The organism is Alkaliphilus oremlandii OhILAs (genome assembly GCF_000018325.1).
GTDB lineage: Bacteria > Bacillota > Clostridia > Peptostreptococcales > Natronincolaceae > Alkaliphilus_B > Alkaliphilus_B oremlandii.
In genome coordinates, this window is the sequence record NC_009922.1 from 1,909,323 (window position 1) to 1,929,768 (window position 20,446).

At 38.6% G+C, this 20,446-nt stretch carries 14 protein-coding genes, 24 tRNA genes and 3 rRNA genes; 10 read left to right on the forward strand and 31 right to left on the reverse strand.

What is annotated here, in order from left to right; all coding sequences use genetic code 11:
• Positions 1–4: 4 nt before the first annotated feature.
• Positions 5–997, forward strand: coding sequence for an asparaginase (locus CLOS_RS09310; RefSeq protein WP_012159668.1), 993 nt, complete (start codon positions 5–7; stop codon positions 995–997).
• 48 nt (positions 998–1,045) lie between these two features.
• Here the strand turns inward: CLOS_RS09310 and CLOS_RS09315 are convergent, their stop codons facing one another.
• Positions 1,046–3,082: an ATP-dependent helicase gene (locus CLOS_RS09315; RefSeq protein WP_012159669.1), complete on the reverse strand. Its 2,037-nt coding sequence runs from the start codon at positions 3,080–3,082 to the stop codon at positions 1,046–1,048.
• An 87-nt stretch (positions 3,083–3,169) separates the two neighbouring features.
• Positions 3,170–4,579, reverse strand: coding sequence for an S-layer homology domain-containing protein (locus CLOS_RS09320; RefSeq protein WP_012159670.1), 1,410 nt, complete (start codon positions 4,577–4,579; stop codon positions 3,170–3,172).
• Between the two features lie 175 nt (positions 4,580–4,754).
• Here CLOS_RS09320 and CLOS_RS09325 point away from each other — a divergent pair, with 175 nt between their 5' ends.
• Positions 4,755–5,792 carry a ribonuclease H-like domain-containing protein gene (locus CLOS_RS09325; RefSeq protein WP_012159671.1) on the forward strand — a complete coding sequence of 346 codons (1,038 nt, stop codon included), beginning with the start codon at positions 4,755–4,757 and terminating at the stop codon, positions 5,790–5,792.
• 107 nt (positions 5,793–5,899) lie between these two features.
• On the opposite strand, the gene CLOS_RS09330 is transcribed toward CLOS_RS09325, so the two are convergent.
• The 13 genes from CLOS_RS09330 to CLOS_RS09390 all read right to left on the reverse strand — a co-directional run bounded on the left by CLOS_RS09330 (position 5,900) and on the right by CLOS_RS09390 (position 8,320).
• Positions 5,900–5,975, reverse strand: a tRNA-Phe gene (locus tag CLOS_RS09330).
• Between the two features lie 15 nt (positions 5,976–5,990).
• A tRNA-Ile gene (locus CLOS_RS09335) sits at positions 5,991–6,067 on the reverse strand.
• Between the two features lie 23 nt (positions 6,068–6,090).
• Positions 6,091–6,167 (reverse strand) — tRNA-Pro (locus CLOS_RS09340).
• Positions 6,168–6,175: 8 nt separating this feature from the next.
• A tRNA-Ser gene (locus CLOS_RS09345) sits at positions 6,176–6,267 on the reverse strand.
• 8 nt (positions 6,268–6,275) lie between these two features.
• Positions 6,276–6,364 (reverse strand) — tRNA-Ser (locus CLOS_RS09350).
• Between the two features lie 6 nt (positions 6,365–6,370).
• Positions 6,371–6,446: transfer RNA gene (locus CLOS_RS09355), tRNA-Lys, on the reverse strand.
• Positions 6,447–6,450: 4 nt separating this feature from the next.
• Positions 6,451–6,527, reverse strand: a tRNA-Gln gene (locus tag CLOS_RS09360).
• 5 nt (positions 6,528–6,532) lie between these two features.
• Positions 6,533–6,608 (reverse strand) — tRNA-His (locus CLOS_RS09365).
• An 8-nt stretch (positions 6,609–6,616) separates the two neighbouring features.
• Positions 6,617–6,691, reverse strand: a tRNA-Gly gene (locus CLOS_RS09370).
• A gap of 13 nt (positions 6,692–6,704) precedes the next feature.
• A tRNA-Leu gene (locus CLOS_RS09375) sits at positions 6,705–6,787 on the reverse strand.
• Between the two features lie 39 nt (positions 6,788–6,826).
• Positions 6,827–6,911: transfer RNA gene (locus tag CLOS_RS09380), tRNA-Tyr, on the reverse strand.
• A gap of 437 nt (positions 6,912–7,348) precedes the next feature.
• The gene (locus CLOS_RS15265) at positions 7,349–7,924 is read right to left on the reverse strand and encodes a DUF2726 domain-containing protein (protein ID WP_012159672.1); all 576 of its coding nucleotides are present in this window, start codon (positions 7,922–7,924) and stop codon (positions 7,349–7,351) included.
• A 24-nt stretch (positions 7,925–7,948) separates the two neighbouring features.
• Complete coding sequence (locus CLOS_RS09390; RefSeq protein ID WP_012159673.1) at positions 7,949–8,320, reverse strand: helix-turn-helix domain-containing protein; 372 nt, start codon at positions 8,318–8,320, stop codon at positions 7,949–7,951.
• Positions 8,321–8,486: 166 nt separating this feature from the next.
• Here CLOS_RS09390 and CLOS_RS09395 point away from each other — a divergent pair, with 166 nt between their 5' ends.
• From CLOS_RS09395 to CLOS_RS09430, 8 genes are all read left to right on the forward strand, one after another.
• Positions 8,487–8,714: a hypothetical protein gene (locus CLOS_RS09395; RefSeq protein WP_012159674.1), complete on the forward strand. Its 228-nt coding sequence runs from the start codon at positions 8,487–8,489 to the stop codon at positions 8,712–8,714.
• A 466-nt stretch (positions 8,715–9,180) separates the two neighbouring features.
• Positions 9,181–9,735 (forward strand): hypothetical protein, encoded by a 555-nt coding sequence (locus CLOS_RS09405; protein WP_012159675.1) that lies wholly within the window; start codon positions 9,181–9,183, stop codon positions 9,733–9,735.
• Positions 9,699–10,175 (forward strand): hypothetical protein, encoded by a 477-nt coding sequence (locus CLOS_RS09410; protein WP_012159676.1) that lies wholly within the window; start codon positions 9,699–9,701, stop codon positions 10,173–10,175. The genes CLOS_RS09405 and CLOS_RS09410 overlap by 37 nt, the downstream gene beginning before the upstream one ends.
• Positions 10,176–10,185: 10 nt before the next feature.
• Positions 10,186–10,443, forward strand: coding sequence for a hypothetical protein (locus CLOS_RS09415; protein ID WP_041719185.1), 258 nt, complete (start codon positions 10,186–10,188; stop codon positions 10,441–10,443).
• A gap of 64 nt (positions 10,444–10,507) precedes the next feature.
• Complete coding sequence (locus tag CLOS_RS16350; protein WP_278183738.1) at positions 10,508–10,633, forward strand: hypothetical protein; 126 nt, start codon at positions 10,508–10,510, stop codon at positions 10,631–10,633.
• Positions 10,626–11,438 carry a hypothetical protein gene (locus CLOS_RS09420; RefSeq protein WP_012159677.1) on the forward strand — a complete coding sequence of 271 codons (813 nt, stop codon included), beginning with the start codon at positions 10,626–10,628 and terminating at the stop codon, positions 11,436–11,438. The genes CLOS_RS16350 and CLOS_RS09420 overlap by 8 nt, the downstream gene beginning before the upstream one ends.
• Positions 11,439–12,049: 611 nt before the next feature.
• On the forward strand, positions 12,050–13,045 hold the full coding sequence (locus CLOS_RS15270; RefSeq protein WP_049753817.1) for a rolling circle replication-associated protein: 996 nt from the start codon (positions 12,050–12,052) through the stop codon (positions 13,043–13,045).
• A complete protein-coding gene (locus CLOS_RS09430) occupies positions 13,042–13,980 on the forward strand; it encodes a tyrosine-type recombinase/integrase (protein ID WP_012159679.1) in 939 nt (312 codons plus the stop codon). Before CLOS_RS15270 ends, CLOS_RS09430 begins: the two co-directional genes overlap by 4 nt.
• 73 nt (positions 13,981–14,053) lie before the next feature.
• Here the strand turns inward: CLOS_RS09430 and CLOS_RS09435 are convergent.
• From CLOS_RS09435 to CLOS_RS09510, 16 genes are all read right to left on the reverse strand, one after another.
• A tRNA-Arg gene (locus CLOS_RS09435) sits at positions 14,054–14,130 on the reverse strand.
• Between the two features lie 4 nt (positions 14,131–14,134).
• Positions 14,135–14,209, reverse strand: a tRNA-Cys gene (locus tag CLOS_RS09440).
• 15 nt (positions 14,210–14,224) lie between these two features.
• Positions 14,225–14,300 (reverse strand) — tRNA-Lys (locus tag CLOS_RS09445).
• Between the two features lie 8 nt (positions 14,301–14,308).
• A tRNA-Gly gene (locus CLOS_RS09450) sits at positions 14,309–14,382 on the reverse strand.
• Positions 14,383–14,387: 5 nt separating this feature from the next.
• Positions 14,388–14,464, reverse strand: a tRNA-Thr gene (locus CLOS_RS09455).
• A gap of 31 nt (positions 14,465–14,495) precedes the next feature.
• Positions 14,496–14,572: transfer RNA gene (locus CLOS_RS09460), tRNA-Asp, on the reverse strand.
• Between the two features lie 4 nt (positions 14,573–14,576).
• Positions 14,577–14,652 (reverse strand) — tRNA-Val (locus CLOS_RS09465).
• A gap of 7 nt (positions 14,653–14,659) precedes the next feature.
• Positions 14,660–14,734: transfer RNA gene (locus CLOS_RS09470), tRNA-Glu, on the reverse strand.
• 8 nt (positions 14,735–14,742) lie between these two features.
• Positions 14,743–14,819 (reverse strand) — tRNA-Met (locus CLOS_RS09475).
• Positions 14,820–14,825: 6 nt separating this feature from the next.
• Positions 14,826–14,901 (reverse strand) — tRNA-Met (locus tag CLOS_RS09480).
• A 15-nt stretch (positions 14,902–14,916) separates the two neighbouring features.
• Positions 14,917–15,005, reverse strand: a tRNA-Leu gene (locus tag CLOS_RS09485).
• 6 nt (positions 15,006–15,011) lie between these two features.
• Positions 15,012–15,086 (reverse strand) — tRNA-Asn (locus tag CLOS_RS09490).
• Between the two features lie 5 nt (positions 15,087–15,091).
• Positions 15,092–15,208: ribosomal RNA gene (rrf, locus tag CLOS_RS09495) — 5S ribosomal RNA — on the reverse strand.
• A gap of 48 nt (positions 15,209–15,256) precedes the next feature.
• Positions 15,257–18,193 (reverse strand): 23S ribosomal RNA (locus CLOS_RS09500).
• 176 nt (positions 18,194–18,369) lie between these two features.
• A tRNA-Ala gene (locus CLOS_RS09505) sits at positions 18,370–18,445 on the reverse strand.
• Between the two features lie 128 nt (positions 18,446–18,573).
• A 16S ribosomal RNA gene (locus CLOS_RS09510) occupies positions 18,574–20,085 on the reverse strand.
• The 16S, 23S and 5S rRNA genes sit together here with 13 tRNA genes alongside, the layout of an rRNA operon.
• Between the last annotated feature and the right edge of the window lie 361 nt (positions 20,086–20,446).

Consider the following 20,446-nt stretch of genomic DNA (forward strand, 5'->3'; position numbering starts at 1 on the left):
TATAATGCGTAAGCCTAAAGTTGCAATCATATTTACCGGAGGCACAATTTCAATGTCCGTAGACCCTAGGATCGGCGCTGCAATTCCTTCATTGTCCAGCGAAGAAATTATGTCCTTAGTAACGAATATAGATAAATATGCAGAAACAGAGTCCATTACATTTTCTACTCTTCCTGGTCCGCATATTGATATTCCATTAATGATGGATCTTCAAAAGCTCGTTGTTCAAACCTTAGAACGAGAAGATATGGATGGTGTCATCATAACTCACGGTACAGATACCTTAGAGGAAACTGCTTATTTATTAGATCTGACAATTAATTCTTCTAAGCCTGTTGTCGTTGTTGGGGCCATGAGAAACAGTTCAGAGCTTGGCTATGATGGACCAAGTAATTTAGCTGCCGCAGTTTGTACTGCCATATCACCAGATTCTAAGAATAAAGGTGTGCTCGTTGTAATGAATAATGAGGTTAACGCTGCTAGTGAAGTTACAAAGAATAACACATTGAGCTTGAATACCTTCAAATCCCTAGAATTCGGTCCCCTTGGAATTGTAGATAATGATGAGGTCATCTACCATAGACAGATCATCAACCGTCAATATATTCCGACTCAATCTGCTGAAATCAATGTTGATTTAATCAAATGTGTTGCAGGTATGGACTCAAGATTTCTGAAATATTCTGTGGATACAGGCGCCAAAGGAATTGTTATCGAGGCATTGGGCAGAGGTAATGTTCCTCCAAGTATGCTAGAGGGTATTGAGTACGCTATTAAGCATAGGGTCGCCATTGTAATGGTATCCCGCTGCCCTACTGGAAGAGTTTTAGATACTTATGGCTATGAAGGTGCTGGCAGGGCCTTAAAAAATATGGGCGTCATTCTAGGTGGAGATCTTCCAGGACAAAAAGCTAGGATTAAGTTGATGTTAGCCTTATCCATATCCAATGATCTAAACGTCGTTAAAAATATCATTGAAAATAACCAATATAAATAATGAAAAGACCTTACTAGTAATTTCTTTTTTACTAATAGGGTCTTCTCTTTAACTAATTAAATTATTTTCCGCACATATTGCTAAATCTAAATCCTTCGTTTCGTTACTTTTAAAGAACCAAACCTTCAGCATGTTTTTATCTGCCTTCTGAATCAATCCCTTACCAAAGACCTTATGAAATATTTCCTGACCTTTTTGAAATGTATTGAGTTTTTCTTTGAACAGCTCCATTTCTCCAATAAACCGAGAGACATCTGCTTTCTTATCGTATTTGCTCATGGGTGAATAAATATATAATCGCTCCTTTGCCCTCGTAATAGCCACGTAGAACAAACGTCTTTCTTCCTCTATACTTTCCTCGTCCTGACTCTTGCTGTGGGGGATAATCTCCTCTAAAGCTTCTATAATGATGACTACTTTAAATTCTAGTCCCTTTGCACTATGCATTGTCAGCAATTCTACCTGATTTCCTTTAGCATAAGAGCTTCTTTTGTTTTCCTGCAATGATTTCTTGAATTCATTGATATGGTTTAAGAATTCCATAGTATTACCGTGCTTTAAAGAGATGTCTTCTAGCTCGTCTAATATCTCCAATAAACCCTCCCCATGGATACCTTTTTCCAAACAGTAATTGTTGATATAGTCATCATATCCAATGTCTTTTCGAATATAATGAATGGCCTCTTTGGCATCCATAGATTTTAAGTTTTTCAAATCTATTTCTAATTTGTCCAGATAAGTCACTTGATAAGGCATTAAATTTCCCTTCACTCTGAGGGATGTAATAAAATCTTTATGGTATTCATCCGCATCTTTCTTTGCCTTGTTCGTAATATATCGGGTGGGCCGATTGATAATTCTCTTTAATGCTTCTCTATCATTGAGATTGACAGTGGCTTTTAAATATGCCACAATATCCTTCGCCATCCAGTGTTCGTATATATTATATATATTATCTCTCGATATAAATGGAATATTATTATCTAAAAAGGAGTCTACGATAGAGCTGGATAGGATATTGGTTCTGTAGATGACAGCAATATCCCTATAGGTATATCCTTCTTCTAACAAGGTGGAGATTACTTCACTAACCTCTTGATTTTCCATCTCCCTGGTTTTCGGTCGAGAAAATTGAATCTCAACACCAGGATTTTTTGTAGATATCATCTTTTTATCTACCCTAAATTCATTATTGCTTATGAGCTTATTCGCTGTGTCAATGATGATTTCTTGGGATCTATAGTTTAGATTCAGTATAATTTTTTTTGTATTCTTAAAAATACGATCAAATTCTAAGATGAAATTTGGATTTGCTCCCCTGAAACTATAGATGGATTGATCATCGTCTCCAACAACAAACAAGTTTTTTCTTGAAGCTACAATTAGTTTAATGATCTCAAACTGTATACTATTGATATCTTGAAATTCATCAATCAATATGTATTGATAAGCATCTCTTATGCTTTGTAAAACACTGGGTTGATTCACAAGCAATTGGTAGCACTTCGTCAGCATGTCATCGAAATCAATTTTAAAGGAATCTTTTTTGTAGGTTTCATAGGAAAAAACTACTCGTTCAAAGTCTTCCTTTGATATAGAGTTGGGCGTAAAGTTATCTTGATCTAAGATATTGCTTTTAAATAGCCCCACATCTAATATAATGTCTTTGATTAGATCATCATCTAATTCATTTCCTATATTCAATGTCTTGACAATATTTTTGATCACACCGATCTTCTCTCCCTCATCTAAAATGTTTCCTAGATTATATCTATAATAAGATCTTAAAATTTTAAAAAAGGTAGAATGAAAGGTCCCAAAACTAACATTTTTATCTGAAGATGAAAAATACTGATAGCTTTCTTCAAACCTGCTCTTCATTTCATCTGCAGCAGCCTTCGTAAAGGAAATAACCAAAATTTTGTTTGCATCCACTTTATAGTGATCAATTAAATACCCTACTCTATGGGTGATTACTGTAGTTTTGCCTGAGCCAGGTCCTGCATATACCATGCAAGGTCCTTCAAAGTGCTGGACGGCTTCCAATTGTTGCGGATTTAATTGTTTTAAGTACTGCTGTATCATAATACACCTCAAATTTAAAATATAATTTAGCTTGTACCATTATATCAAATTCCTTAAAAAATTAAACTCTATTTGATTAAAATGGTGTCATTTTTTCATTAGCTGCTTCATCATACTTGTAAATAAGAGGTCTATTTCCTCACTATATAATCTGTAGGATGTGTTTGTCTTTAAATTGTTCCAAGATTTGCTTAAGTACTGTACCGCAGAATTTACACCACTATCCTTGTAAATTATATAACCATGATTTAATATTAACTGGGCATTTAGTCGAATATCTTTATTTAACGTAAGAATATACTGAGATAAATCCAATGCCTTTTTATATTGATAATTGTTCATGTATTGCCCTACCAATTCTGTTCCTATGAATATGGCATCATTGTTGTCCAATGTTAAATTTAGATATTTCTCTAGAAAAGAGATGTAGTCCTTGGCGTTAATTTTGTCCTTGGATATATAGATGAAATTTGCCATTCCTTTGATGTTTTCTTTATTTTCCATTGTTTCATAATATTCCATAGCCTCTACGACCAGTTCTCTCTGCCTTTCTTTTAATAGGCTATTATCATAGGATAGTAAATAGTAATTTACGCCGATCACATTGTAATATTCATCATTTTTGAGCTGCCATAATGTACCAATGGGATCCGCATCATATAAATGGCGTTCCGCATGAGGAATGTATCCAATAAAAGATATGTATTCTAATGTTGCGATGGCATCTACAAACTTTTTATCGAAGTTTTCTTGATTTCTAGGACGATTCCCATATTCAAAAAGTGGTTTTTCTTTTAGTAAATTGAATCGCGCCAAATCATTGATATTCAATTGATCTTTCTTTAAGTATTCTAAATCCTCATATGCTTTCTTTACGATCTTTGAGGCTTCAGCACGGGTAATATTGTTCCACGGTCTAAAAGTACCATCTTCATAACCTTCAACAATACCGTTTCCCGTTAAGTTTAAGATCTCTTTATAGAATTTCATATCGCTATTTAAATCTGTATATTTTTTGTTCAATGGTTTTACTGGGGGAGATGTTATTAAACTGATTAGAACTCCAGCCTCATATCTAGTAATGGGCTCATTTGGTTTAAAATTATTTCCAGGGAAAACCCATTGAATATCTACTTTGGGCATATTTTCATTCTCTATATAATGGATGACTTTATAAATATCCTCATAAGCCCAAAATTCTTTTGTTAGGTCACTATATTTTAATTTAAAGTTACTGTTCACCTTACTGGTGGATCTCTTCTGTATTCCAAGCAACCGATTAATGATGGCCATAAATTCTGCTCTAGTTATACTATTTTCAGGTTTAAATGTATTGTTTTCATATCCCTTAAATAAACGAACATCATTTGTTGCCCAATCGATATATAGTTCTCCCCAATGATCCAAAATATCGTCGTAATAAACATATGCCCTACTGGTTTGAGCACTAGATACCACCATTAAAATCACCATAAACAATATCCATAATTTTCTCATAAAATCCCTCCTGTTTCCCCTTTATTATGGAATCTCTATTATTCATATTATCATGTATACCCTAATCCTAATATTAAACTTACATTACGTTTAAAAATAAAAACTTTTTTCTAAATTTTTGATTCAAATCTTTTTATCTGATATGATATTATTAAGAATTCCTTAGGAGGTCCCTATGAAAATCAAAACTTTTGAATTAAATGAAAACACATATTTACCCAATCCTCTATTAAATATATTCAATTCGGGAGACTATTGTATCATCGACATAGAAACCATGGGCCTTAGCAGACAATATCATGAAGTTGTATTAATCGGTGTTTTATTCAATAAAAACAATCAAATTGTGATCAAACAATTTTTTGCAGAAAAACCGAAGGAAGAAATTCTCATTTTAAAGGAATTTGCTGCTTTATATCAAAGCTTTTCCTACGTTATAACTTACAATGGTGCCGCTTTTGATATTCCTTTTCTAAAGCATCGATTTAAATATCATAACTTAGAGTGGCATTTTGATGATCTGACGCATATCGACGTGCTCCAATGTCTCCGAAAAGATACGCTAAAATCACAGCTAGAAAACCTTAAGCTAAAAACTGTTGAGAGGTTTCTTGGGATTTACAGAACGGATACCATCAGTGGTCAGGATAGCGTTCTTCTCTATAAGGAGTACGTTAAAAATCCTTCACCTAGCTTAGAGAAAACAATATTACTTCATAATTACGAGGATATTTATTATTTAAATAAACTTCTTCATATTTTTAATCATGTTCAGATCGAAAAGAATAATCTGATAGGAAATAGGATCCAGGTGATCCACCATTCTGAAACCATTGATTTTGTATTTTTTCCTAAAGATGTATTGATAAAGGGAAACTTGCTCTTTATTAAAGGAAGTACAAAGTGTCAAAAAAAATTACTCGATGTTATTTACTATGGATCGGAATTTAAATTTGAATGGTCCCCTTCCAGTGGAGAATTTTGCATAGAAATCCAGCTATATGAAGGTTATTTACCATCTGGAGAAAAGTGTACCTATATTAATCGAAAGGACTTTAATTTATTTGAAGATGTGTTGAAAGAAAAGCAGCTTCATAACGGTGATCTTCTGACAGACCAACTTATGATTCTAGCCGTAAATGGTAGGATGAATGTGGATTTAATAACACATTTAATATCGAATATCTTAAATTCAATATTAAATGAACAATAAAAAAATAGACTCAAATGCAATAATGGCACCAGCCCTTTGCCAATCGTTGGGTAGAAGCTTGGCAAAGGACATAACAAAAGAACTGATAATATTATCAGTTCTTTTTCTGGTGCCCAGAGGCGGAATCGAACCACCGACACGGGGATTTTCAGTCCCCTGCTCTACCGACTGAGCTATCTGGGCTTATTGAAATGTAAATGGTGGACCTTCAGGGATTCGAACCCCGGACCTGCCGGTTATGAGCCGGATGCTCTGACCAACTGAGCTAAAGGTCCTTACTTTAAAAACATAAAAAAAATGGTCCGGGTGGAGGGATTCGAACCCCCGGCCCCATGGTCCCAAACCATGTGCGCTACCAAACTGCGCTACACCCGGACATTAAATGGCGGAGAAGGCGGGATTCGAACCCGCGCGCCACTTACGCGACCTAACGGTTTAGCAAACCGTCCTCTTCAGCCTACTTGAGTACTTCTCCTTAGAATATGGCGGAGAGAGTGGGATTCGAACCCACGGCCCCTTTCGGAGTCACTGGTTTTCAAGACCAGCTCCTTAAACCGCTCGGACATCTCTCCTTAAAATGGTGACCCATCCGCGACTCGAACGCGGGACACCCTGATTAAAAGTCAGGTGCTCTACCGACTGAGCTAATGGGTCAAAATGGCTGGGATAGCAGGACTCGAACCTGCGGAATGACGGAGTCAAAGTCCGTTGCCTTACCGACTTGGCTATATCCCAACACTTGGGGTGGATGATGGGATTCGAACCCATGCATGCAGGAGCCACAATCCTGTGTCTTAACCACTTGACTACACCCACCATAATAATGGAGCGGAAGACGGGACTCGAACCCGCGACCCTCGCCTTGGCAAGGCGATGCTCTACCACTGAGCCACTTCCGCATATTTTGTTAATTGGTGCGGGTGAAGGGAGTCGAACCCCCACGGTTGCCCGCTAGATCCTAAGTCTAGTGCGTCTGCCAATTCCGCCACACCCGCATATTTATTTATAAACGCTACTATCTATGTAAAATAATCTGGTGGAGGGAGAAGGATTCGAACCTTCGAAGTCGTTGACAACAGATTTACAGTCTGCCCCCTTTGGCCGCTCGGGAACCCCTCCTGAAATTTTATCATCTACCCATAGTAGACATTTATTAGATGGTGCGCCCAGAGAGATTCGAACTCCCGACCTTCTGATTCGTAGTTTCTCTTTGGCAACAAAATTAATTATACATGACTTTTATACCTTTGTCTATACTTTTTTCACTTATTTTTTAAAATATATATATATTATTGTATATCTGTTGAAATTTATACATTTCGTACAATTATTTTAATTGTTTTAGAATATACGTTCGCCACTTTCGCCTATCCAGAACATATGTTTGACTTACTTTTATAACCTGTGTTATAATTATACTGAACATATGTTCTTATATTTTACATAGGGGGATAAAAAAATAGATGGGTGAAATTAATTTAAAAAATAATCTTATTTATTCTATTAAGATCGATAATTCAGTTTTAAAGAATATAAAAAAAACACCAAAATAGTTGTTAATATAATTCAGTTCTTTCGGTTGTAATATTTAATGATTCTTTAATTTCATTAACTTCATAGCTTTCTTTTGCTTTAATTCTAATTAATGGCATTTCTACTTTTTTAAAAATTTCATTTACTAATATGTCTCTTTGGATTCTATCTTCTCTAAGGTGGCTTTTATCGTCTAATTCTATACAATATATTGGTGAAAAGTAATCTTTATCACATACTACAAAATCAATGTGTTTTGCTTTTAATTTGTTGAAATAGTATATAAAGTTTTTTTGCCGTTCTGGTATACTAATTATATCAATTATTCTTACTTTTGATAATATGATTACGTTTTCTTCCTTTAATGCTTCTTGTAAAGTTCTAAAAAATAAATTTTCGTTTTTAGTAAAAAAATATTTTTTTTTATATATATGTACTGGTCTTTCTGTAAACATATCTCCTTTATTTTCTTCTATTGTTTTTTCTCTAGCGCTTTTTTTCTCTAAATTTTCCTTTAAAAATATTTTTATTTTATTGAAAATTTTTTTATATAATTTAAATAAAAAGAATAGAAAAATAATTGCTATTATATTTTCCATAACTACTCCTCTCCCCTTTTTTAACTATCTATCTCTTTTTCTTAGTCCTGTTTTCTCAATAGCTTCAATAATGTCTAATATATCCTCTGGTGATAACCCTTTCTTTTTTAACTCTTTGTTTACTTCTAAATATTCAATTCCTATTTCTTTTAATTCTTTTGGTAAATCTTCATTTTCTAATAGAATAGCATCTTTTATACTTGTTCTCCCGATTAAATAATCTGATGTTACTTCAAATAAATCAGCTATTTTATTGATTGTGTCTATATCTGGCTTTCTAAAATCTCTCTCATAGTTAGATACTGTTGCTATACTTACTTTTAAATACTTTGCTACTTTTTCAAGTTGCCAGCTTTTTTCTTCTCGTAATTTTTTTAATCTTTTTCCAAAAGTCATGAAATCACTCCCATTCACTATTATTATACCTTTATTTTACAAAAAGAAAATCTTTTTAAACTAAACGAAAAATAAAGCTTGATTTTTTCGTTTAGTTAAATTATAATTGAAATTAACAAAACGAAAAATTAAACACAAAGTTAAATTTAAAAAGGAGTGTTGAAAAATGGAATTTATTAAAAAAGGATTGGTATTTGTTGAGAAAAACACATTAGAAAGAGAGGGTAAAAAGACTTTACGATTCGTAGAGTTGGCAGACCCTAAGACTTACAAAAATGAGGTATTCCTACTCGATGATGATTCAAAGGCAGAATTCGGTCAAGGTGAAATGGTAGATGCTGTCCTTACTGTTAAAAACAAGTTTACAAGTATTAAACTTCAAAAGGCTTCCTAGAAATGGAGACTACTACCATTACCGAAGTTTATGAAATCGTTTACGATTTCTCTGAACTCTTGGAAGTTTCTAATTTGCAACTTGAATCCATCAACGAATTGATATTGCACCTTAACAACATAACTGCTGGATTGCAGATTCTTATATATGTTGCTATCGCTTTTCTAGTTTGGAAAGTTATTACTGTACTAGGAAAATTGTTTGGCGGTTGGTTCTTAGGCGGTTTATAGGGAGGGGGTGAAAATATGTTACATGGTGTTGCTAGTCTTATTAGTTTACAAGGGGTAGATCTTATGAAAGTTTTAGACGAAGTTGTTGCTCTTGTTCCTACAGTTTTACCAGCGGTTATTGGGTTTATAGCTTTAAGAAAAGGTCTTGCATTTGTCAAGTCTGCGTTAAAGGGTGCTTAGAGTTCCCTACTGGAAGGGGTAACCCTTCCTTTATTTTTTAGAAAGGGGTTTTTAATGTGAAAAGTAAGCGAATTTTAATTATCTCCATGATGTTTATTTTGCTTTTTACAAGTTTTTCATTTGCGGTTGATTATTCTAAAACTAAAATTCCATCTTCTTTTTCTTCTTATTCAGTTCAACATTTTATAATCTATCAAAATTCGAAAGGTAAAGTATGTGTTTTATTATCCGATGGTCGAATGACTATTGATCCTTCATCTAATAAAATTTTCACTTCTGGAACTAAAATTGGTAATTATTTTGTAAACGATGATTTGAGTGTACAAAAAAGTGGTTATATTGCTGATAGTGGTTCTCCTTCTTGGGCTGAAGGGCAACTCAATTATTCTAATTATATGTATACTAACTATGATGTTAAAAATTTAAGTGGCACTGTTTTTTTTTCAAAAACTCTTGGACCAATCCTGGAGGAAATGGTAACGACGGATGGGATGATGATGACAGTCCGCCAAGTGGTTGGTTTGATTCCATACGTGATTGGCTTTCTGATCATCTATCTAGCATTTTCGAAAGCTTGGCAGTTCCTTTTGAAGCTATTGCGGATGGCTTAAGTAGTATAGTTTCAAGAATTACAAGTATTAGAAATCTAATTCGTGATTTTTGGGATGATATATCCTATAATTTCACATCTATAATTAATTATTTAAATCCGTTTTCTGATAAGTTTTTTCTTTGGATTGCCTTAATACCTCAAGATGGATTTTTTGAAAGTTTTTTCAATGATATATTAGGTGCTTTCAACGAGCGACTTCCATTGATTGGTCAAATTCGTGCTTTCATGGAAAATATTAAAGGTATTAATTATAGTCAAGAACTTCCGAAGTTTGAAATAACGATGCCTTCAAAATATGGTGGTGGACAGTTTTCAATTGTTGATTTTAGTTATTTTGTTCAATATAGAGTTTATATTTTGAACTTTATTCGATTTAGTGCTTGGTTCTTCTTTATTAAGAGGTTATGGAAAACCTTGCCATTAATTATTTATAAATAGGGGTGATTCAATGATATTAGAATTTATATTTAACTTATTAAAAAATCTATTGATTTTAGTTATTAACCAATTATCGATACTTGAATTCAATCCCCTTACATCTGCGGTTGGCATTTTGCCTTGGTTAGTAAATATATTGTCTACTGTTGCTTTCTTTCTTCCAATAGTTGATTTGCTTACTATTTTTGGTATATGGGTTGGTATTCGTAATTTTGATATTGTCTGGAAAGTGATACAACGGATATGGGATGCTTTACCATTCACATAAAAGAACGTTTGCCCCATGCTGACGCCTTGTGCGTAGCATGGGCAACGATTTAGGAGGTTATAAAATGAATAATATTATTTTTTCGTTTTTATTAATTATGGTTTCTGCTTTATCATTATTATTTATTGGTGTTTGGTTTCTTGATTTAGCTAAATACTTTAAATCAATGGAGGATGATTTTAATGAATAGTGTATTTAAATTTATCTTTATCATATTCTCCCCGTTGATTGCTTTTATTTTGCTTGAAATATTGATGTTCTCCTTCTTTCATATTAAACACTATATTAAAGGTATGAGAGTTAAAAAAGGTGGTTCTAATTATAAAAAGCCTAGTGTTTTAAAACGTCTGCTTCTTCAATTTCCCGAACGTCTATCCCTGGATATCTATGCTCGTGATCCTTATGAGTTTAGAGAGTACGGTTTACATATGTTCTGTGGAGAACAAGGGTCGGGGAAAACAACTGCTATGGTTCACCTTTTAAATATGATTTCAGCTAAATATCCACAATCGAAAGTTCGTACCAATATGGACTATATTGATCAAGTTGCACCCATTGCACACTGGAAAGACTTAGTCGAAAATGATAATGGTATCTACGGTCAAGTTGAGGTTCTCGATGAGATTCAGACATGGTTTAGTTCTAATCAGAGTAAAGATTTTCCTGCTGAAATGATTACAGAGATATCACAACAGAGAAAACAAAGAAAAATGCTCGTTGGTTCTGCTCAAGTATTTTCAAGAATTGCAAAACCTATTAGAGAACAAACCACGTTTGTATATTTACCCCTTACTATATTTGGCTGCTTAACTATTGTGAGGGTATCAAAGCCACAATATTGGAATGATGAAAAACAGGTTTTTACTCGGTATATTAAAACATATTTCTTTGTCCATACCGATGAAATTCGGAATGCTTTTGATACCTATAAGAAGATAGAAAAGTACAAAAATGAAGGTTTTAAAGAAGAAAAGACCATTGTTATTAATCAATGATAGAATATACATTGCTTGTATAAATATACATTCTCCCATAAAATAAGCATTGTACCTGTTGCAAATACTTAAGTTTAACTATCTTTATAAATTGCCCATATTAGTGCATAAATGGAATTTGAGTACTGATATATGAACCACTTAAAAGTACCTGTATTTCTTTATAAATGCCTTAAATTGGACTTTAAAACGATAAAAAAGCCTTAAAATCGTTAAAAATATTAGTTTTTAAAACTGAATATACAGTTTATACGTCACATTTTCTTCCAGAGTCTATCTCGACTTTTGGAGCCTAGAGCAATCTAAAATGAATATTGATACAAAATAAATGAGTGTTTTTATGTGCTATGATGGCAGGAGAAGGGAGAAAAAAAGATATTTCTTCTATCTCTCCCCTATCGCCCTTCGCAAGGTAGATTAAGCACATAAAATTAAATGAATCAATAGAATCGTGGAATACCGTAGCAAGGCGGAGGATATGCCGCGAAAGTCTATTGATTTGTTTAAAATGAATGGAGTAAGAAACGGACTTTAGGGTCTGGGTTTTCTTTACTCGACTATAGGGACACTTAATGCGAAGTGTCTTTCCAATAGTAAAAGGGGGTTTTACCGTGCTTAATTTACTTTCATCAAATTTTCAAGTTAAAATATCGGGTCAAAAGGTGACCTTTAAAAAATATGCTGTACCGATGCAATTTAACTTTGGTGTTAAACCTAGCCTTAAAGCTAAGCGTGGCGATAGTTCTATGGCTAGAGACAATTTTAATAAATCTATTGCAAGGTCTAGAAATCGAATCTTTGACATTATTGCTTGTAACGTGAATGTGCTTCCAGATTATGAAGGAAATATCCAGTTACCAAAGTTTTTGACGCTAACCTTTGCGGAAAACATCACTGATCTGCAGACTGCAAATGCTGAATTTACAACTTTTAACAAGCGATTATCTTACCATTTATACAAAACCAATAAGAATGTCCTTAAATATATCTGTATTCCAGAGTTCCAGAAGCGTGGTGCAGTTCATTTTCATGTCTTATACTTCAATCTTCCTTACGTCAATATCAAAAAAATATCCGAAGTTTGGGGTCATGGCTACGCTTTTATCGAAGGTATCACAGAAAAACAGAATATTGAAGATTTTGCTAAGTACGTTTGTAAATATATGTCGAAAAATAATTCAAAAGGTGAAGATAATTATCAAATTTATTTAGAAAAGGAAATGCTGAACTCTAAGCGATACTTTACTTCTAGGGGGCTTAATAAACCAGAAATATACAAATTAGATGTGGACAAAGAAATATATCAAACTTTTATTACCTACTTCCAAGAATACCATAAGGAAAACTTAGAGTACTCTAACGAATTTATCGGTACTGTAGAAGTTAATTCCTATGAAATAAACAAGTCAGAGGTATTGCAAATGCTCAAAAATGCTATTTACTCTATATTTGAATCCATGAAAACTGTTTACGGAAAAAAAGCAACATTGACTAGATTTAAAGATATCAACTACTTAAAAACTTTATTTAAAAATCGTCATGAAAATTTATATATTGATTCAGAATACCTACGATTACGAAGAGAAAGGAATGAACTATACTCATGATCACTTTACAAAATGCAAAAGAATTATTTTTAATGGAGAATCAATTGAAAGGCAATACAGAAAAAACCATACAGAATTATGAAAGAATGATCACTTATTTTCAAAACTTCATCGGCAATAAAGCCATGGAAGAGATCACCCTATTCGATGTTAAACAGTATCAGCTTTATCTTAGTAGTAAAAAGGCAGAATTTAAGTTCACCGATAAGATTGATCGAACCCTGTCTAAAAAGACCATTCAGACGTATACAAGGCAGATTCGGGTATTTCTAAATTGGGCTTATGCGGAGTCGCTTCTTAAAGAAGATATCGGCAGTAAAATAAAGCTTCCAAAGGCACCGAAAAAAGTCATAGAAATATTGAGCGATGAAGAGATCGAACTTCTGTACAAGTGCATTAATGATAATACGGAATTTGGTCTTAGAAATAAATGCATGATCTCCTTGATGCTGGACTCTGGATTAAGGCGGGAAGAAGTTATTACCTTAGATTTAGACTGTATTCATTTCACCCAGAATATCATTAAGGTGCATGGTAAAGGAGAAAAGGAAAGGATTATACCCCTAGGGGTCTATACAAAGAAATTGCTCTTTAAATACCTTAATGGCTATCGTCCTATGCCTTCCTACCCTACCAATCGAGTATTCATATCTCAAGAAAAAGTACCCGTAACAATGGACGTTATGAAAATGTTAATGTTGAGATTGAAGAAAAGAACAGGCATCCAAAGGCTCAAACCCCATCTATTAAGGCATACCTTTGCTACGAAGTATTTAATCGCTGGTGGTGATGCTTTCAGCTTACAGATGATACTGGGGCATACATCCCTAGAAATGACGAGAATGTATTCACATTTGGCAAGTGCCTATACAGTTAAAAACTTTCATAAATTATCTACTTTAGACAGGTTAAAGGGTCAGAATGTGCGTCTATAGTGACTACTTTTAAACCTAAAAAAGAGCAAAAAAAATTCAAGGTGAAAACCTTGATTTTGCTCTAATTGCAATATGGTGCGCCCAGAGAGATTCGAACTCCCGACCTTCTGATTCGTAGTCAGACACTCTATCCAGCTGAGCTATGAGCGCTTTTTGGAGGCGACACCCAGATTTGAACTGGGGAGTAAAGGTTTTGCAGACCTCTGCCTTACCACTTGGCTATGTCGCCATCTAATTTTTTAAATGGTGACCCATCCGCGACTCGAACGCGGGACACCCTGATTAAAAGTCAGGTGCTCTACCGACTGAGCTAATGGGTCCTGTTTTTTGGAGCGGGTGAAGGGAATCGAACCCTCGCGATCAGCTTGGAAGGCTGACGTTCTACCATTGAACTACACCCGCATACATGGAGCTGGTGATGGGATTCGAACCCGCGACCTGCTGATTACAAATCAGCTGCTCTGGCCAACTGAGCTACACCAGCATGCTAAACGATGTTTCTTTTTATTTAAAAATGGCGATCCGGAAGGGGCTCGAACCCTCGACCTCCAGCGTGACAGGCTGGCATTCTAACCAACTGAACTACCGGACCATTTTGGTGGGCGCAACAGGACTTGAACCTGTGACCCCCTGCTTGTAAGGCAGGTGCTCTCCCAGCTGAGCTATGCGCCCAAAATTTTGGTGACCCCTAGGGGAATCGAACCCCTGTTACCGCCGTGAAAGGGCGGTGTCTTGACCGCTTGACCAAGGGGCCATTGGTAATGGTAGCGGCAACAGGAGTCGAACCTGTGACCTTTCGGGTATGAACCGAACGCTCTAGCCAACTAAGCTATGCCGCCATAATTTGGTTGCGGGGGTAGGACTTGAACCTACGACCTTCGGGTTATGAGCCCGACGAGCTGCCAACTGCTCCACCCCGCGATGAATTTGTAAAAATGGTGCCGAAGACCGGAATCGAACCGGTACGATCTTGAAGGACCGCAGGATTTTAAGTCCTGTGCGTCTGCCAGTTCCGCCACTTCGGCACTTAATGGCTCCAAAGAGAGGGCTCGAACCTCCAACCTACCGGTTAACAGCCGGTTGCTCCACCATTGAGCTACTTTGGAACAATATATCGCAGCGACCTACTCTCCCAGGCAGCTTCCCGCCAAGTACCATCAGCGCTGAAGGGCTTAACTACTGTGTTCGGTATGGAAACAGGTGTGACCCCTTCGCTATAGCCACGACATTATTGAGAGATAGTACTCTCAAAACTGAATAATGTTAGAAAAATGTATTGGTCAAGCCCTCGACCTATTAGTACCTATCAGCTGAGTACATTACTGCACTTACACCCTAGGCCTATCAACCAGTTAGTCTATCTGGGGTCTTACTCGCTTACGCGATGGGAAATCTTATCTTGAGGGGGGCTTCGTGCTTAGATGCCTTCAGCACTTATCCCTTCCACACTTAGCTACCCAGCGGTGCTCTTGGCAGAACAACTGGTACACCAGAGGTGTGTCCATCCCGGTCCTCTCGTACTAAGGACAGCTCCTCTCAAATTTCCTGCGCCCGCGACGGATAGGGACCGAACTGTCTCACGACGTTCTGAACCCAGCTCGCGTACCACTTTAATGGGCGAACAGCCCAACCCTTGGGACCTACTACAGCCCCAGGATGTGATGAGCCGACATCGAGGTGCCAAACCTCCCCGTCGATGTGGACTCTTGGGGGAGATAAGCCTGTTATCCCCGGGGTAGCTTTTATCCGTTGAGCGATGGCCCTTCCACTCGGAACCACCGGATCACTAAGCCCGACTTTCGTCCTTGCTCGACCTGTATGTCTCGCAATCAAGCTCCCTTTTGCCTTTACACTCTACGCACGATTTCCGACCGTGCTGAGGGAACCTTTGGGCGCCTCCGTTACATTTTGGGAGGCGACCGCCCCAGTCAAACTGCCCACCAGACAGTGTCCCAAGACTAGATTCATAGTCTATGGTTAGAACTTCAGTACTACAAGAGTGGTATCCCAACGGTGACTCCACCAAGACTGGCGTCCTGGCTTCTAAGTCTCCCACCTATGCTGTACATGTAGCACCAAAATCCAATGTCAAGTTGCAGTAAAGCTCCACGGGGTCTTTCCGTCCTGTCGCGGGTAACCAGCATCTTCACTGGTATTACAATTTCACCGGGTCTATTGTTGAGACAGCGCCCAAATCGTTACGCCTTTCGTGCGGGTCGGAACTTACCCGACAAGGAATTTCGCTACCTTAGGACCGTTATAGTTACGGCCGCCGTTTACTGGGGCTTAAGTTCACTGCTTCGCTTACGCTAACAATTCCCCTTAACCTTCCAGCACCGGGCAGGCGTCAGCCCCTATACGTCGTCTTTCGACTTAGCAGAGACCTATGTTTATGATAAACAGTCGCTTGGGCCTATTCTCTGCGGCCGATTAAGGCCTCCGAGAGTAAATCTCTCAACCTCAATCGGCTCCCCTTATCCCGAAGTTACGGGGTCATTTTGCCGAGTTCCTTAACAATAGTTCTCCCGATCGTCTTAGGATTCTCTCCTCACCTACCTGTGTCGGTTTGCGGTACGGGCACCTTATTTCTCGATAGAAGCTTTTCTCGACAGTGTGGAATCAGCCAGTTCGCTACTTAAATTTCGCTCCCCATCGTATCTCAGAATTGTCTTGGGGGATTTGCCTCCCGAGACTCCCTACATACTTAGACGCACACAACCAACGGTGCGCTGAACCTATCCTACTGTGTCACTCCATCTCTAATAGCGATTTAAGGTGGTACAGGAATGTAAACCTGTTGTCCATCGCCTACGCCTTTCGGCCTGGGCTTAGGTCCCGACTAACCCTGAGCGGACGAACCTTCCTCAGGAAACCTTAGGTTTTCGACGGGCAGGATTCTCACCTGCCTCTCGTTACTCATGCCAACATTCTCACTTCTATAGCGTCCACTGCTCCTCACGGTACAGCTTCAACCACTATAGAACGCTCGCCTACCATCCTTGCGGATCCATAGCTTCGGTGATACGTTTGAGCCCCGGACATTTTCGGCGCAGAATCACTCGACCAGTGAGCTATTACGCACTCTTTAAATGAATGGCTGCTTCTAAGCCAACATCCTGGTTGTCTGTGCAACTCCACATCCTTTTCCACTTAACGTATACTTTGGGACCTTAGCTGATGGTCTGGGCTGTTGCCCTCTTGACTACGGATCTTATCACTCGTAGTCTGACTCCCGATTAAAAGTTCACGGCATTCGGAGTTTGATAGGTTTTGGTAACCGGTGAAGGCCCCTAGACCATTCAGTGCTCTACCTCCGTAACTCTAAACATCGAGGCTAGCCCTAAAGCTATTTCGGCGAGAACCAGCTATCTCCGGGCTCGATTGGAATTTCACCGCTACCCACAGTTCATCCGGTGACTTTTCAACGTCAATCGGTTCGGACCTCCACGAAATTTTACTTCCGCTTCATCCTGACCATGGGTAGGTCGCCCGGTTTCGGGTCTACGGCATGAAACTATATCGCCCTATTAAGACTCGGTTTCCCTACGGCTTCGCACCTAAAGTGCTTAACCTTGCTCCATACCGTAACTCGTTGGCCCGTTCTACAAAAAGTACGCGGTCACACGTATAAAGTGCTCCCACAGTTTGTAAGCAGAAGGTTTCAGGTTCTATTTCACTCCCCTTCCGGGGTTCTTTTCACCTTTCCCTCACGGTACTATACGCTATCGGTCACCAGGTAGTATTTAGCCTTGGGGGGTGGTCCCCCCTGCTTCCCACAAGGTTTCACGTGCCTCGTGGTACTCTGGATCACGGCCTAGATTGTTACTGTTTCATATACAGGACTATTACCCTCTGTGGTGGGTCTTTCCAAACCTCTTCTATTACAGTAAGTTTTCCGTTGTGGCCGGTCCTCAACCCCCATAGAGAAAACCCTATGGGTTTGGGCTTTTCCCCTTTCGCTCGCCGCTACTGAGGGAATCGATTTTTCTTTCTCTTCCTCAGGGTACTTAGATGTTTCAGTTCCCCTGGTATGTCTTCCATTACCTATGAATTGAGTAGTGGATACTTAAGTATTAACCTAAGTAGGTTTCCCCATTCGGAAATCCCCGGATCAAAACTTGCTTGCAGTTCCCCGAGGCTTATCGCAGCTTACCACGTCCTTCATCGACTCCTGGTGCCAAGGCATCCGCCTTCTGCCCTTATTAGCTTGACCAAAGCTATATATATGAACTATATAAATTGAATTATATAGTTGCATTCTTGTTTCTTTGTTACTTCATCAATTGTTTCTCTAACATTATTCAGTTTTCAAAGAACTAACTGTCCGCCTTAGCGGAATAATATAATACCAATTTTAATGTCTTTTGTCAACATTTTTGTTGGTATTTTTGGTGGAGACGAGGAGAGTCGAACTCCTGACCCCCTGCTTGCAAGGCAGGTGCTCTCCCAACTGAGCTACGCCCCCATGGTTGCTTCAATCTCCCAAATCTGTGATTTGGTGTGATTGGAGTACTCAGCATTAGCCGAGTTTCATTTTAAGAGATTTTAAGGTCTCTCAAAACTAAACAGTATAGATTCGCCATTTCTCCTTAGAAAGGAGGTGATCCAGCCGCACCTTCCGATACGGCTACCTTGTTACGACTTCACCCCAGTCATTAGCTTCACCTTCGACAGCTTCCTCCTTACGGTTAGATAGCTGGCTTCGGGTGCTTCCAACTCCCATGGTGTGACGGGCGGTGTGTACAAGACCCGGGAACGCATTCACCGCGACATTCTGATCCGCGATTACTAGCAACTCCAACTTCATGTGGGCGAGTTTCAGCCCACAATCCGAACTGGGACCGATTTTGTAGGATTTGCTCCAGATTACTCTTTCGCTGCCCGTTGTATCGGCCATTGTAGCACGTGTGTAGCCCTGAACATAAGGGGCATGATGATTTGACGTCATCCCCACCTTCCTCCGAGTTATCCCCGGCAGTCTCTCTAGAGTGCCCAACTTAATGATGGCAACTAAAGACAAGGGTTGCGCTCGTTGCGGGACTTAACCCAACATCTCACGACACGAGCTGACGACAACCATGCACCACCTGTCTCCTCTGTCCCCGAAGGGAAGGATTCGGTTAAGAATCGGTCAGAGGGATGTCAAGTCCAGGTAAGGTTCTTCGCGTTGCTTCGAATTAAACCACATGCTCCGCTGCTTGTGCGGGTCCCCGTCAATTCCTTTGAGTTTCATACTTGCGTACGTACTCCCCAGGCGGAGTGCTTAATGCGTTAACTTCGGCACCGAGGTTCGACCCCCAACACCTAGCACTCATCGTTTACGGCGTGGACTACCAGGGTATCTAATCCTGTTCGCTACCCACGCTTTCGTGCCTCAGCGTCAGTTGCAGTCCAGAGAGTCGCCTTCGCCACTGGTGTTCCTCCTAATATCTACGCATTTCACCGCTACACTAGGAATTCCACTCTCCTCTCCTGCACTCAAGCCCTACAGTTTCAAAGGCTTACTACGGTTGAGCCGTAGCCTTTGACCTCTGACCTATAGGGCAGCCTACGCACCCTTTACGCCCAATGATTCCGGATAACGCTTGCCCCCTACGTATTACCGCGGCTGCTGGCACGTAGTTAGCCGGGGCTTCCTCCTAAGGTACCGTCATTATCTTCCCTTAGGACAGAGCTTTACGACCCGAAGGCCTTCATCGCTCACGCGGCGTTGCTGCATCAGGGTTTCCCCCATTGTGCAATATTCCCCACTGCTGCCTCCCGTAGGAGTCTGGACCGTGTCTCAGTTCCAGTGTGGCCGTTCACCCTCTCAGGCCGGCTACTGATCGTCGCCTTGGTGAGCCATTACCTCACCAACTAGCTAATCAGACGCGGGCCCATCCTGTACCGAAGTTCTTTGACCTTTTAGGGATGCCCCCAAAAGGCGTCATGGGGTATTAGCAATGGTTTCCCATTGTTATCCCCCTGTACAGGGTAGGTTGCCCACGCGTTACTCACCCGTCCGCCGCTAAGAATCCAAAGTAAACTTCTTCATCTCCGCTCGACTTGCATGTGTTAGGCACGCCGCCAGCGTTCATCCTGAGCCAGGATCAAACTCTCAATTAAAAATTGTTTGAATTTCTGGGTTCCATTCTTTAAAATGGATTGCTCAGTTTTAAACTGACTTTAAAAATTTTGGCTTAAATCTATACTGTTTAGTTTTCAAAGACCTTTTCTTGTGTGCCGCCTTGTTTTGGCGACTTTCTTAATATACCACATTTGAAACATCATGTCAACATTTTTTTGAAAATGTTTTTATTTTTTATTTTAACAGCTTTTATTGTGTTGTGTGGAACTTCGCTACTTATCCAATTTGTTAATTTATAACTCTTGAGCTCAGCGGCGACTTAAGTTAATATATCATACTTCAAAATCAATGTCAATTGCCTTTTTTAGTTTTTCTGAATTAATATCTGTAGTTTGATAC